11 protein-coding genes are annotated in these 13,459 nt (G+C 33.8%); 10 read left to right on the forward strand and 1 reads right to left on the reverse strand.

Features of this window, described 5'->3' with window-relative positions:
- Positions 1–21: 21 nt before the first annotated feature.
- From ACS8MM_RS03415 to ACS8MM_RS03425, 3 genes are all read left to right on the forward strand, one after another.
- Positions 22–1,143: a PAS domain-containing sensor histidine kinase gene (locus ACS8MM_RS03415; protein WP_379713042.1), complete on the forward strand. Its 1,122-nt coding sequence runs from the start codon at positions 22–24 to the stop codon at positions 1,141–1,143.
- Positions 1,130–1,546, forward strand: a complete 417-nt coding sequence (locus ACS8MM_RS03420; RefSeq protein WP_379713044.1) for a response regulator — start codon at positions 1,130–1,132, stop codon at positions 1,544–1,546. Before ACS8MM_RS03415 ends, ACS8MM_RS03420 begins: the two co-directional genes overlap by 14 nt.
- Before the next feature lie 68 nt (positions 1,547–1,614).
- A complete protein-coding gene (locus ACS8MM_RS03425; RefSeq protein ID WP_379713046.1) occupies positions 1,615–2,064 on the forward strand; it encodes a hypothetical protein in 450 nt (149 codons plus the stop codon).
- A gap of 32 nt (positions 2,065–2,096) precedes the next feature.
- Here the strand turns inward: ACS8MM_RS03425 and ACS8MM_RS03430 are convergent, their stop codons facing one another.
- Complete coding sequence (locus ACS8MM_RS03430) at positions 2,097–5,249, reverse strand: YDG domain-containing protein (protein WP_379713048.1); 3,153 nt, start codon at positions 5,247–5,249, stop codon at positions 2,097–2,099.
- Between the two features lie 337 nt (positions 5,250–5,586).
- Here ACS8MM_RS03430 and ACS8MM_RS03435 point away from each other — a divergent pair, with 337 nt between their 5' ends.
- The 7 genes from ACS8MM_RS03435 (at position 5,587) to ACS8MM_RS03465 (ending at position 13,451) form a co-directional block, all read left to right on the forward strand.
- Positions 5,587–6,144 (forward strand): fasciclin domain-containing protein, encoded by a 558-nt coding sequence (locus ACS8MM_RS03435; protein ID WP_379713050.1) that lies wholly within the window; start codon positions 5,587–5,589, stop codon positions 6,142–6,144.
- A 127-nt stretch (positions 6,145–6,271) separates the two neighbouring features.
- Positions 6,272–7,030, forward strand: coding sequence for a peroxide stress protein YaaA (yaaA, locus tag ACS8MM_RS03440; protein ID WP_379713052.1), 759 nt, complete (start codon positions 6,272–6,274; stop codon positions 7,028–7,030).
- A gap of 122 nt (positions 7,031–7,152) precedes the next feature.
- Positions 7,153–9,591, forward strand: coding sequence for an ATP-binding protein (locus ACS8MM_RS03445; RefSeq protein WP_379713054.1), 2,439 nt, complete (start codon positions 7,153–7,155; stop codon positions 9,589–9,591).
- A gap of 6 nt (positions 9,592–9,597) precedes the next feature.
- Complete coding sequence (locus ACS8MM_RS03450; protein WP_379713056.1) at positions 9,598–9,963, forward strand: response regulator transcription factor; 366 nt, start codon at positions 9,598–9,600, stop codon at positions 9,961–9,963.
- The gene (locus tag ACS8MM_RS03455) at positions 9,963–11,186 is read left to right on the forward strand and encodes a YaiO family outer membrane beta-barrel protein (protein WP_379713058.1); all 1,224 of its coding nucleotides are present in this window, start codon (positions 9,963–9,965) and stop codon (positions 11,184–11,186) included. The genes ACS8MM_RS03450 and ACS8MM_RS03455 overlap by 1 nt, the downstream gene beginning before the upstream one ends.
- A 10-nt stretch (positions 11,187–11,196) precedes the next feature.
- Positions 11,197–12,027 carry a hypothetical protein gene (locus tag ACS8MM_RS03460; RefSeq protein WP_379713060.1) on the forward strand — a complete coding sequence of 277 codons (831 nt, stop codon included), beginning with the start codon at positions 11,197–11,199 and terminating at the stop codon, positions 12,025–12,027.
- Positions 12,024–13,451: a glycosyltransferase family 2 protein gene (locus ACS8MM_RS03465; RefSeq protein ID WP_379713062.1), complete on the forward strand. Its 1,428-nt coding sequence runs from the start codon at positions 12,024–12,026 to the stop codon at positions 13,449–13,451. The genes ACS8MM_RS03460 and ACS8MM_RS03465 overlap by 4 nt, the downstream gene beginning before the upstream one ends.
- The last annotated feature ends 8 nt before the right edge of the window (positions 13,452–13,459 follow it).

The following is a 13,459-nucleotide window of genomic DNA, read 5'->3' on the forward strand; positions in this document are numbered from 1 at the left end:
AATTTGGCTATCGTGAAAAAAATGCCATATACAGTAAAAGACGGGTTTGATTTAACCCATCAGAAGTACGCCGTTTTCGATAACATGATTGAAGGTGTTCAAGTTATCGACTTCGGCTGGCGTTATTTTTATGTAAACAAATCTATTGTGATTCAAGGTCAATCAACCAAAAAAGAACTTTTAGGACATACGATGATGGAAAAATATCCGGGGATTGAATCTACTGAAATGTTCAAATGTTTACAACAATGTATGATAGAGCGTATTCCTTTGGAAATCCCTTCAGAATTTGATTTCCCGGATGGTTCCAAAGGTTGGTTTGAATTGAGTATACAGCCTGCTCCGGAGGGAATTCTGATACTTTCATCTGATATTACAAAACTTAAGAAAACTGAAGCTGAACTCAAGAGAAAATTAAATGAACGAAATGAATTGCTCACTCAAATATCCAATCAAAAAAAACAATTGGAGGAGTTTTGCCAAATTATATCCCATAATCTGAGAGCGCCACTTTGTAATCTTTTGCTTTTGGGCGAAATGCTTGCCGAAAATCATACTATTGAGGAAAAGCTCAGCTATTTTGAGATGCAAAAACCAATCATTGCAAAGCTACAGCAAACCTTTGAAGAATTAGTTGACGCTACACAAATCAAAATGGATTCAACCATCAAAAAGAATTTGATTGATTTGGATAGGATTGTTGAGAAAATAAAAGTCCAATTTGACGAAGAAATACAATCCACAGGAGCGATTATTACAGTTGATTTTACAGAGGTAAAAAATATTTTCTATTCGAAGAAGTATATTAGTTCAATCATAAAAAATCTTGTCAGTAATGCTTTAAGATACCGATCGCCACTAAGAAGTCCAAAAATACACATCTCCAGTTATAAAAAAGACGAATGGATTTGTATTGAAGTAAAAGATAACGGATTGGGAATTGACCTCAAAAAAAATAAAAATGACGTATTCAAACTTCATAAAACATTCCACGATCATCCAAAAGCAAAAGGGTTTGGGTTATTCATAACCAAAATTCATGTAGAAGCATCAGGTGGCAACATACAGGTAAAAAGTAACATCGATCAAGGAAGTATATTTACAGTTCAACTATATAAAATGGGGAAACATGGGAAAAATTAAAAATGTTTGTTTAATTGATGATGACAAAATTTTTCAGTATCTGACTCACAGAATAATTTCGGATACACATCTTGTGAAAGAAATAGATGTGTTTTCGAATGGATTGGATGCCCTTAAATTTTTAGAATCCGTTAGTGTTGATAAGAAAAAACTGCCGGACATCATTTTATTGGATTTGTTCATGCCTGTAATGGATGGTTGGGGTTTTTTAAAAGCGTATATGGATCTTCAGTCCAAACTGCCCAAAAAAATACCCATCTATATCATCTCCTCTTCTATTGATCCTATTGATATCCAAAAATCAAAATCAATCAATTCTGTAATTGATTTTATAGTGAAACCGATGACAAAAGAAATGTTCTTACAAATCATGCATTCCTATGCACCAAAAAAAATACATTAATATATTATCTGTTTTTTACACCTATATACTATACTCATTTTTAAAGCGTTGTATCTAAAACGTTTTAAATGAAATACAAATTTGCCCTTTTTATGCTATTGCTTGTTATTTCCTGTAAAACTGGAAAGACATCAAATACGGCAGTCATTGTCGAATCCAGCAAAGTAGAAGCTATAAAGAAAAATAGAGCTTTTGATTTAGGAACGCGACTGCTTGAATCTTGTAATACATCTAGATTCAAACCCTTTTCAAAAGAAGAAGCTACAGAAAAAGTTATAGAAAATGCTACGCTAGATAAAATATCAGCTACCTGTAAAAAAATCCGCCAGAGGAATGGAAAATTCAATTTCATCAAACTTATTGATATTACGTATATCAAATCATCCGATGATTATATATTCCGATACAAAATTGATTATGAAAAAAAATATTTCATGCGCGAACTTACTGTAACAATCAATAAAGAAAATAAGGTATCAGCCATTTCTACCAAAGAAATAAAGCCAAAACCTTTATAAAAAGTCCCGCAAAAAGCGGGACTTTCTCAATTTTATTGTTTTACTAGTTTTATTTTTTTTAACATTTTTTCTTGCTCAATTACTGCTAAATAGACTCCGGGTGGCAAATCCTCACCAAAAGAAAACTCTTTCTCGTTTCGTCTTTCTATCAGTTGGACAAATCTTCCGGAAAGATCGAAAACTTTAACTGTTGTCAATCCACTCCAGTCGTTATTAACTTCAAATTGGAATTTGTTATTCGTAGGATTAGGATACACTATAACGCTAAAATCAATGTTTTCATTTTCTTCAATTGGTTGATCGGATTCCTCTCTTGACGTGGTACTTGATGAAGTTCGAACTTGTAAAGAGCCACCGTTTAGTAGTTGTTCAATGGTTTTGGACTGACTCAAATTCCAATTGCTTGAAAACCAAACACCTCCAGCTTTACGATTTAATGTTATCCCAATCGATTTTTGTGAAATACTATTTCCGTTATCCGTCATTGACATTTGAAATGCTGCACCTCCTTCAAGCGCTACAATAGTACCATTTTCCAATTGCTCAACAATATTGGCTTTACTACTAAACTGCGCTTTTGGGAGCGTTATATTCAAAAGTGAAATCGCATTGGTTGTAATGATATAGGTATGCAGTTTATTGTCTAAAGTCCCGTCAGGTTTATTGAAACTAGATATATAAATCATTGCCTTACCTTGCGGATTGGTTAATTTGTTATTGAATTGCACATCAAACTGAAATCCTGTTAATTGCCCATTCGCACCTTTCACATAGCCCGAAGAATTGGAATTCAATAGATTTCCACCACCAACAATATAACCTCCTAGAACTGGCTTAGATACCGTTACAATACACTGAGAAAGAGTTGACCATGGATTATTTTCATAGGCACCACTTACTTTCACAGCAATTTGAAAGCTTGCTGCATTGGCCGAACCAATATTCAATTGAACGATAGCGCTAGCTGAACCATAACTTCCATCTGAAACATCTACAAGCCCTACGGGTAAATTTTGAGCACTTGGTATTGGTGACATTGTTGATCCATTTACAATATAAAAACTAACTTTAGCACCTCTTACATCACCTTTCGGAATATTATTATCTTTTATAACAGCTGACATAGTTAGAGTTGCCGTACTCGTGTTTGGTCCAGTTGTCCATGCAAACAAATCGCCAGTATAATATCCAGTTGCGTTATATGGCGCTGCATTTCTAGCAATTATTACAATCGCTTTTTCCTGATAACTGCCTTCATAATTGACATTGCCACTTAAAAACTCTGCTTTTACAATATAATTTCCCGGTAAATTCACAATTTGTTTACTAACCATCGCTTGAACTGATCCGTCCGCTGCACCAGGTATTGGTACTACAGGATAAGTTCCATAATCCACCCCATTTACTGTAAATTTTACTGAACCTGTTAAAGGACTTCCTGAGTTTAATGGAATTATTTTAGCTGTAAAAGTCAGATTATCCATATATCGCACACTCGCTGCGCTAAGTTGAAGACTCAATGCAGTGCTAGCTGAAGTGATTGATGCCGACGTTACAGCAGTTGTATTTGTTAATGTATAATTGTCTTTATCCGCCCCTTCAATAGTAATTCCATTTACATTTACAGTCCATGTTCCAACATTCGAATTGGCAAAATAAGCATTGGTATACAAAGGAATTAAGGCATCACCTGCAATTTTATCAGATGACAAATTTACTGCTGCTGCAGTTGAACCATCATAAATTTTATTAATTCCTGAAGCTGATACGATTAAATCTTTCGGACTTATAACAACCGATGACGAACCTGAAGCATTATTGTAATTGATACCTCCATTAAAATTCCAAACCGTGGATCCTCCGGGAACATTTCTAAAAGTCGTTACAAAACTCAAACCTGAATTCAAATTGGTTCCCATAATACCGGTTGCAGTTCCTGATACAGTATGGTATTGAGCATCATAAATAGCTGAATACGGCATAATTACTATAGTCGCATCGGCTTTGTTAATCACTATGGATACATCGCCCGATTCGTCTTCATAGTTCGGATTCGAGAACGTCCAATGTGCCGTTCCTCCTGGAACATCAGTAAACGAAGCTCCCAAATCCAATCCGGTTAAAGTCACTCCGCCTACACCCGTTGCTGAGCCCGAAGCACCATGTGCCTGAGCATCATAAACACCGGTGTAACCATTCACAGTTATATTCGCATCGGCTTTGTTGACTGTCAATGAAACTGTAGTACTTGTAACAGTACCACAACTATTGGAAACAACTACTCTATATAAATAACCACTCATTGAGACAGAAGGGTTACTAATTGATAAAGTCGAACTATTAGCTCCTGTAATATTGTTATAATTAAGCCCGTTATCTGTACTTAAACGCCACTGGTAAGAAAGTGTAGCACTTCCATTGGCAACTATTGAAAAATTGGCATTCGAACCGTAGGTTATAACCTGATTTATAGGTTGAGTACCTATAGAAGGTGAAATACATGAAATATAATTAATAGTGAAATCTTGTATCCCATTATTAGCTGTAGATGGAATACAGATTATTCTTGGATTAGAAGCATCTACGGTAAACTCACCGGCCGGTCCGCTCCATGAACTGAAAACACTACCATTTGCAGCAGTGGCCGCAGCTTCAACTCTTAATGAAGTACTTGTTGAATTATTTAGTTTTGTAAAAGTAGAACCATTTGAAGTTGTTGCAGTTCCCGATCCTGAAGAAGTTGATGATCCAGAACATGATCCACCTGAAAAAACATTCCAAATCAGACTTGCTGTACTTTCGCTGGTTTTTATTCTGACATTACCATCCGTAAAAATTGTTTGAGCGGTTAATCCTGAAGTTTCACCGGTTGCAGTCAATATGAATGTGACGCCCAAATGACGTTCATTTATCAAAAACTGAGCATAATTAATGTTTCCATTTTCATCAGCAATTGTATAACGATTATGGTCTGCAGTACACACTTGTGGTGTTTCATCAAAATGCAACTGAACAGTTTCTCCAGGAAGCCAACCTGAACCTGTAACAACAACATATTGTCCTGGTACGTAATCATCTCTATCCGTAAAAACAGATGCCTGTCCGTAGATTAGAGAAGAAAATAAGAATATACTAAAATAAAAAAAGCTCGAAAAGCGACTGGTTTGAGGTAAGTTTACATCCATAACAAATCTATTAAATTCATAAAAATTTATTTGTTTGTTTTTGGAAAACAATACCCGAATTTAAGATGTATGGATATACTCGCTATGCAATTAGTGGCGTTACATTTAGAGCAAAAGAAAATGAAAATCAATCATTTAGCGACTAATTTACCATTTTGATTTGTAGTATTTATCCTTTTTTTAAAATACTCGATGAAGCGATAAAAAATAACTGCATAAAACAATTATAAGAAACATCTTATATACTACAAATTCTTAAATAAATGTTAAAACGGTAATTATCAAAAACCAAAAGTAACCTCTTGGCGTAAATGAGTTAAATAAAAAAAATCAAAACATGAAAACACAAAAATTTGCATCAATGGTTATTTTAGGATTTATCCTAATGATGAGTACAACGTCTAATGCTCAAAAAAATGTAATCGTAGGAGGAGCTCCTATGTATCCTACCAAAAACATCATAGAAAATGCCGTTAATTCGAAAGACCATACAACACTTGTTGCTGCAGTAAAAGCGGGAGAATTAGTTGAAGTATTGTCTGGTAAAGGGCCTTTTACTGTCTTTGCTCCTAACAATGCCGCTTTTGAAAAATTACCTGCAGGTACAGTAGAAACTTTATTAAAACCTGAAAACAAATCGACATTACAAGCCGTTTTGACATACCATGTGGTAGCTGGTTCTATGGATAGTAAAGCAATTGAAAAAGCTATAAAAGAAGGCAAAGGAAAAGCTAATTTAACCACAGTACAAGGTGGTAAATTAATATGTTCTATGGAAGGTAAAAACTTGGTCATCACAGATGAAAAAGGTGGTAAATCAATGGTTACTATTGCCAATGTTTATCAATCGAACGGTGTGATACATGTTGTAGATACGGTTGTATTACCAAACTAATCCCATACTTTTTTGTCCCCATCATAAAAAATCCCTATTTAGGGATTTTTTTTTCATATTGTAATTATAGAATTTATAAATACCGGTATCTTTATATTTGTGAAACGAAAACATTTAAAAAACATTCATGAAAATTGTTATTTCTCCAGCTAAATCGCTAGACTTTGAAAAAAATCTTCCTACTGAAAAATTCTCCAAACCTAGTTACCTGAAACAATCGAAAGAAATTGTAAAGGTTTTAAAAACTTTGAAGCCCAAGGATTTGTCGGAACTGATGGATATTTCACCAGCTTTGGGAGAATTAAACTGGCAACGCAATAAAAAATTCAAAACTCCATTTAGCCCAGAAAATGCTCGTCCGGCAGTTTTTGCATTTAATGGAGATGTATACCAAGGATTGGACTCCTACTCTATTCCAGAAGAAAAATTAGAAACATTACAAAGCAAACTCAGAATACTTTCAGGTCAGTACGGTATCTTGAAGCCTTTGGATTTAATTCAACCCTATCGATTGGAAATGGGAACTTCTTTAGCAATTGGCGAATCAAAAAATCTTTACGGGTATTGGAAAGAAACACTAACTACTGCCATAAACAAAGAATTGAAAAAAAACGAATTGTTTATCAATTTGGCGAGTAACGAATATTTTAGTGTACTCGATGCGAAAAAATTGAAAGTTCCGGTAATTACTCCTGAATTTAAAGATTATAAAGACGGTAAATTAAAAATGATCTCTTTTTTTGCTAAAAAAGCCAGAGGAATGATGGTACGATATATCATTGATCATAATGTAGAAACTTTAGACGAATTGAAAGGCTTCAACTATGAAGGCTATGCATTTGATGCCAACTTGTCCAAGGGAACTACTTTGGTTTTTACGAGATAGTATGCGTGAGGGATGGCAGTGAAAATCCTTTTTTATGAAGGCGAAGCCGAAGTAAAAAAGATTGTAACGAACAGCCCGGCCCAAAGGGACACGCCCAAATAATAAAATTTCAGCCTATCACAATGAGTGATTCCAGAAACGACATAGAAAGACTAAAGGCATTATTATCCTACGATATAATGGACACACCTGTTGAAGATAGTTTTGACAGCTTAGCAAAATTGGTATCAATCATTTGTGAGACACCCGCTGCCATAATTTCTTTTATAGACGATAAAAAACAATGGTATAAAGCCAAAATTGGAACTAACGACACCGAAGTTCCGTATGAAGAAACCATTTGTCAATATGTTGTTTCAAGTGGCAGCATGCTTGAAATTTCTAATACTCTCGAAGATGATCGATTGATTAATAATCCACACGTACATATCGAAAACGGAGTACGATTTTATATCGGAGTCCCATTGATTTCAGATACAGGACACACAATTGGTACTGTTTGTTCATTTGACGGGGTTTCAAAAAAACTTTCGGAAGAACAAAAAAAAGCGCTGGATATTATTGCCAAACAGGTAATGCACTTATTGGACATTTCGAAAAAGAACAACCAATTAATTAGTGAAGTAAAAAATCTTCTGGAGCAGAAAATAAAAGAAGCTCAAGAAACAATCAAAACTACCGAAGCGGCTTACAACATACTTTTCAAAGCCATTGACAAATCAAATGCGATTATTGAATTTTCTCCAAAAGGTATTATTGAATATGCAAATGATAGTTTTTTAGAAATCATAGGCTATTCAAAAGAAGAGTTAATAGGACAACACCATAAAATACTTTTAAATGATACAGAAGAAGAAAAGAACAATTATTTGTTTTGGAACTCATTAAATGCAGGTGTTTTTAAATCGGGACGATTCAAACGAAAACATAAAAATGGCAATGAAATTTGGATTCAAGCTTCATATAGCCCTATTCTAAATACTGAAAACGAAGTTGTTAAGATTACAAAAATTGCCCAAAATATTACTTTGGAAATCAATGCGCAACGGGCTTTGGAAAAGGCAAAATTATTAGCTGATGAGCTCAATATCCAAAAAGACCATTTCATAGCCAATATTAGTCATGAAATACGAACGCCTATTAATGCTGTTCTAGGATTTACCGATTTGCTTTTGGATGAGGAAACCAATGAGAAAAAGCTGAACTACTTGAAATCGGTTAAAACATCCGGAGATAATTTATTGTTTTTAATTAATGATATTTTGGATTTATCTAAAATTGAAGCGGGGATATTTCAGGTAGATTCCAATTCTTTTAATCTGTATGAAACCATTGAGAATGTCTTCTCTATTCTCATGCTCAAAGCAGAACAAAAGAATTTAATATTCTCCAAATCGATTGCGACCAGCGTACCCGAATATATCATTGGCGACCGAAATCGACTTACTCAAATTTTGCTGAACTTACTGGGTAACGCTGTCAAATTTACTTTAGAAGGAACCATTCATCTAAATGTATTTCTGCAGGAACCAACTCTATTACAATTTGAAGTATCCGATACCGGTATTGGTATACCTGAGAATAAATTGTTTTCGATATTTGAACGCTTCTCACAGGCACAAGAAAATACTTCGAGACAATTTGGTGGAAGCGGACTCGGATTGAACATCTGTAAACTTCTTGTTGAAAAACAAGGTGGACATATTGCTGTAAAAAGTAATTTGGGCAAAGGATCAACATTTACATTCAGCCTTCCATTTTCCGAAAGTGCCACTGCAAAAGAAAAAACTTTGACTCATCTAACGACAGCAACGAATACTCAAAAAATTGCCCGGGTCTTGATGTGTGAAGACAATGAAATGAATCAGAATTTGATGAAAGCGATTTTTTTGAATACCAATCATCAATTGGACATCGCCAATAACGGTATTGAAGGTTTGAAACTACTCAAAGAAAAAGAGTATGATGTAATTCTAATGGATATTCAGATGCCTGAATTGGATGGTTACGAAACAGCAGCAATACTAAGAAACGAATTAAAACTAAAGACGCCCATTATCGCCATCACAGCTCACTCAACTATAAAAGAAAGAGAGCGATGTTTGGCATTGGATATGAATGATTATATTTCCAAACCTTTCAAAAAAGAGGAATTGTTAGCAAAAATCGATTCATGGGCTTTCGGGAAAACCAATCCAAATCAATCCAATGATAGTATCGAAACGCAAAGTTCCGAATCTGTTATTTCATTGGAATATCTTGAAGAATTAGCAGCGCATGACACTAATTTCTTAAAAGAAATGCTTCGTTTATTTCAAAAACAAAGCGGTGAAAATCTTGAACTGATGCTTACTTTTTTATCCGAAAACAACTTAAAGCACATTCAAAGAACAGCACACAAATTGAAATCGTCATTTAGTGTTATAGGAGCCGATGTTTCCATTTTAGATACAATTGAAACCGGATCTGATTTGGATACTCTTGACAAGGATATTCAACAACTGAAAAATCAATTGAACACCATTAACCTAGAGATAAATAAACTACTTATTAAGAACTAAAAATATATGAAAATTGTAATTATTGAAGACGAAGATATGTTACGCAGATCATTGGCGTTTTTTCTGAGATCGAAAGAATTTGATGTTGAAGAATTTGACAACGGACTTGATGCTATTGATTATATTAAAAACAATTCTACTGATATTGATATCATTATAACGGATTTGAATTTACCTTTTGCCGGAGGAAAACAAGTGATTCATGCCTGCAAACAAATTCCTGAAAGTGCAATACCAATTATTGTATTGACATCTTCCGGAGTTGAAAACACAGAATTGGAAGTATTTGATTTGGGTGCCGATGAATTTATTGCTAAACCATTTAGTCCTCAAGTATTGTTAAAACGAATAGAAAAACTAATTTCTTCCTGATGTCATTTCGTAAATTATTAACGTCCATTACTCCACTGCTAATTTGTTTGTTTATTTCTTCCAGTTCATGGTCACAGGATGATCCGCATGGCATTACTGCAAAACCAACTCAACAAGATTTTTTAGACGCAATTGCATCGACCAAGAAAAACATTGCAATGTTTCCAAAAAATAGTAACTATCAATTCTACTTATGTCAATTGTATTTTTGGTCCGGTGATACAGTAACTGCGCAAAAAGAATTGGATCTATTTTTAAAAGAAAACCCCAATTCTATTGAAGCTAATGATTTATGGATTAAAACTGCATTGGCTTTAGAACAATATGATGCTGTAATTCAAAAGTCAAGAGAAAGCAAAAGTAAATTTCCCAACAATCGTGATTTTTATAGTTTACACGAAGCTTTAGCACTAGAAAAACAAGATAGAAATAGTGAAGCTTTAGATGAATTAGCAACAATTTCTGGGGATTCAAAACTAAAAAAAGATGCTGCTTATTTAGAAACACAAATTCTAAAGAAAAAGAAAAACACAATCACTGTTGGTCATTTGTTTACCGATTTTGAGGATTCTAATTCAGCCTTACATAGTTCAACTATTGAATATGGAAGAAAAATTGGCCGAAATACATTAATAGGTAGAATTAATTACGGAATAACCAATTTCAATAAGGAACTTCAAACGGAAATTGAGGCTTATCTGAAAATAAAAAACAAAAGTTATTTGTATTTAAATTCAGGATTTGCTGGAGACAATGGTATTTTCCCACAGTATAAAATTGGGGCCGAATTCTTTCAGGATTTCCAAAAAATAAGTACGTCTATTGGTTCCAGATACTTCTTTTTCGATAAAGACAACAAAACTTTATTGGTTACCGGACATTTAGGCTTGTATGCTAAAAATTGGAAAATAGAATACCGTCACTATTTGGCAGAAACGAATACCGATTGGTTGTCATCGAGTATACTAAACGTCAGACGCAATTTTGAAACCACAGAATCTTACCTACAATTTGATCTACAATACGGATCGCTACCATATTTCTTTCTAAATAATGCAACTTTTCAACGTTTAAATGCTTACAGATTAGGAATAAATGGTAAATTCAGAATAGAAAAAAATTATTTCATACAACCAATTTTTATGTATGAAAGAGAAGAGTTTATTCCAAATCAGTACCGCAACAGATATTCTTTTCAAATCAATTTAAGTAAACGCTTTTAATGAATCGATAATGTTCACAACCGATTTTTCACATTACGACTTTCAAGTTCAACTACTGCTCACACTAATCGCTTTGTTTGCGGTCACATTTTTGTTGTTTTTTGTTCTTACTTATATCAATCGTTATAAAAGAATCAAAAAAACAGAATTGAAAGCGGTGTACCAAAAAAAAATAGATCAACTCTTTTTTACATTACTATTTGAAGAAAATAGAACAGTTACAGAAGCATCCGATGTTTTTAAAAACGTAATCATTCCAACCAAGTTAATTAAAAAAATGACTTTAAAGTCAATCAATTCGCTTCACCGAAATTATACCGGCGAATTGAAGCAAAAACTGGAGGAGTTTTATGTTGAATCGAATTTGGTTCAGTATTCCTTAAAAAAAATGGATTCCTTAAACTGGGCCAAAGTAGTGGAAGCAATACGAGATCTCTCCAATTTAAACTATCAGGAAGCGTATCAAAGTATTTATTCTAAACTGGATCATTCCAAAAAAATTGTACAGAAAGAAGCATTCATTGGTGTGATTCTTTTGAAAGGATTGAATGAATTAATCAAGTTGAAAGATTCCCCAATTTATATCGATGATTGGACACAGAGTAACATTTTATATGTAGTTAAACGTGATAAAATGAAAGCTCCGGAAAATATTGAATTACTGCTTACAAGTAAAAATGAAAGTATTGTTTTATTGGCTGCACGGATTATTCAGTATTTCCAGTTGGTACAACATTCTAATGCATTGGAACATTGGGTTCAAAAAAATCCCAATTCAATTATTCAATCTAAAATAAGTGCTATCACCACACAGTTAAACACTATACACGAAGCATTATGACAGGAATCCATTGGTTAGATACCACCATCCATATTTTTAATTATCTGATTTTGCTTTTTGCGATTTCGGTAATGGTTTCTTATATCCTATTGGCACTTATTTCTGCCTATGCATTAAAAGCCTATCATAAGAAAAACCGTTTTGTAAATTATAATGCACTTTTGGCTTTACCAGATACACCCAAAGTTTCTTTACTGGCTCCTGCCTACAACGAAGGAAGAACTATAGAAGAAAATGTAAAATCGTTACTCTCTATCAACTATAATAATTTTGATGTGATTGTAGTCAATGATGGTAGCAAAGATGATTCTATACCAATTCTAATCCATGCCTTCGAATTAGTAGCTGTAGATCAAAAATACGAAGCTATACTACCAACTAAAGAAGTCAAAGCGATCTATAAATCTACAAATCCTTCCTACTCCAAATTAGTGGTGGTTGATAAACATAATGGTGGTAAAGCTGATGCACTTAATACAGGGATTAATATTTCTAAAAATCCTTATGTAGTATGTATCGATGTCGATTGTATTATGGATAAGGATGTATTGTTAAAATTAGCAAAACCTTTTTTAGAAAAATCGGAGAAAAGGATTATTGCTACTGGTGGTGTAGTACGAATAGCCAATTCCTGTGTAATCAAATCCGGTAAGTTAATTAAAGTCAATGCTCCCGAAAATTGGGTGGCTCGCATTCAGGTATTAGAATATTTAAGAGCTTTCCTTTTAGGAAGAATGGCTTGGGCAAAATTAGACGGATTACTATTAATTAGCGGTGCTTTTGGAATGTTTGATCGAGAGATTGTTGTGAAATCAGGAGGATACAACACCAAAACGGTTGGAGAAGACATGGAATTAGTGATTCGTATGAGACGGTATATGATGGATCGGAAAATGGAATATGCAGTACAGTATATTCCCGACCCTTTGTGTTGGACCGAAGCACCTGAAAGCTATGAAATTTTAAGAAAACAAAGAAGTCGATGGACAAGAGGTACGATGGAAACATTATGGATTCATCGCAAAATGTTTTTAAATCCAAAATACAAAACCGTTGGTCTGTTGAGTTATCCCTATTGGTTTTTATACGAATATTTAGCTCCAATAATTGAATGTTTTGGATTACTAATTACTATCCTATTCATTTGCCTTGGAGCCTTAAAATGGCATTTCTTTCTTTTATTGGTTCTAATGGTATATGTATTTTCTGTTATGTTTTCCATGTTAGCCATTTATACCGAAGAAGCAACTTTCAGAAAATACAATACATTCAAAGATTTACGAAAACTAATTTTTATTGCACATCTAGAAGCCATCATTTTTCATCCATTCACGGTTTATGCTGCAATAAGAGGGAATTGGGAAAAAATTAAAGGAAACAAAGGTTGGGGTGAAATGACTCGAAAAGGTTTTGAGAAAAAATAAAGCATAAA

It is taken from the genome of Flavobacterium sp. MAHUQ-57, from assembly GCF_051908335.1.
GTDB lineage: Bacteria > Bacteroidota > Bacteroidia > Flavobacteriales > Flavobacteriaceae > Flavobacterium.

Bases quoted from the DNA above. Each gene is read 5' to 3' on its own strand.
- ACS8MM_RS03415 (WP_379713042.1), top strand. From the start codon at position 22: ATGCCATATACAGTAAAAGACGGGTTTGATTTAACCCATCAGAAGTAC.
- ACS8MM_RS03420 (WP_379713044.1), top strand. From the start codon at position 1,130: ATGGGAAAAATTAAAAATGTTTGTTTAATTGATGATGACAAAATTTTT.
- ACS8MM_RS03425 (WP_379713046.1), top strand. From the start codon at position 1,615: ATGAAATACAAATTTGCCCTTTTTATGCTATTGCTTGTTATTTCCTGT.
- ACS8MM_RS03430 (WP_379713048.1), bottom strand. From the start codon at position 5,249: ATGGATGTAAACTTACCTCAAACCAGTCGCTTTTCGAGCTTTTTTTAT.
- ACS8MM_RS03435 (WP_379713050.1), top strand. From the start codon at position 5,587: ATGAAAACACAAAAATTTGCATCAATGGTTATTTTAGGATTTATCCTA.
- yaaA (WP_379713052.1), top strand. From the start codon at position 6,272: ATGAAAATTGTTATTTCTCCAGCTAAATCGCTAGACTTTGAAAAAAAT.
- ACS8MM_RS03445 (WP_379713054.1), top strand. From the start codon at position 7,153: ATGAGTGATTCCAGAAACGACATAGAAAGACTAAAGGCATTATTATCC.
- ACS8MM_RS03450 (WP_379713056.1), top strand. From the start codon at position 9,598: ATGAAAATTGTAATTATTGAAGACGAAGATATGTTACGCAGATCATTG.
- ACS8MM_RS03455 (WP_379713058.1), top strand. From the start codon at position 9,963: ATGTCATTTCGTAAATTATTAACGTCCATTACTCCACTGCTAATTTGT.
- ACS8MM_RS03460 (WP_379713060.1), top strand. From the start codon at position 11,197: ATGTTCACAACCGATTTTTCACATTACGACTTTCAAGTTCAACTACTG.
- ACS8MM_RS03465 (WP_379713062.1), top strand. From the start codon at position 12,024: ATGACAGGAATCCATTGGTTAGATACCACCATCCATATTTTTAATTAT.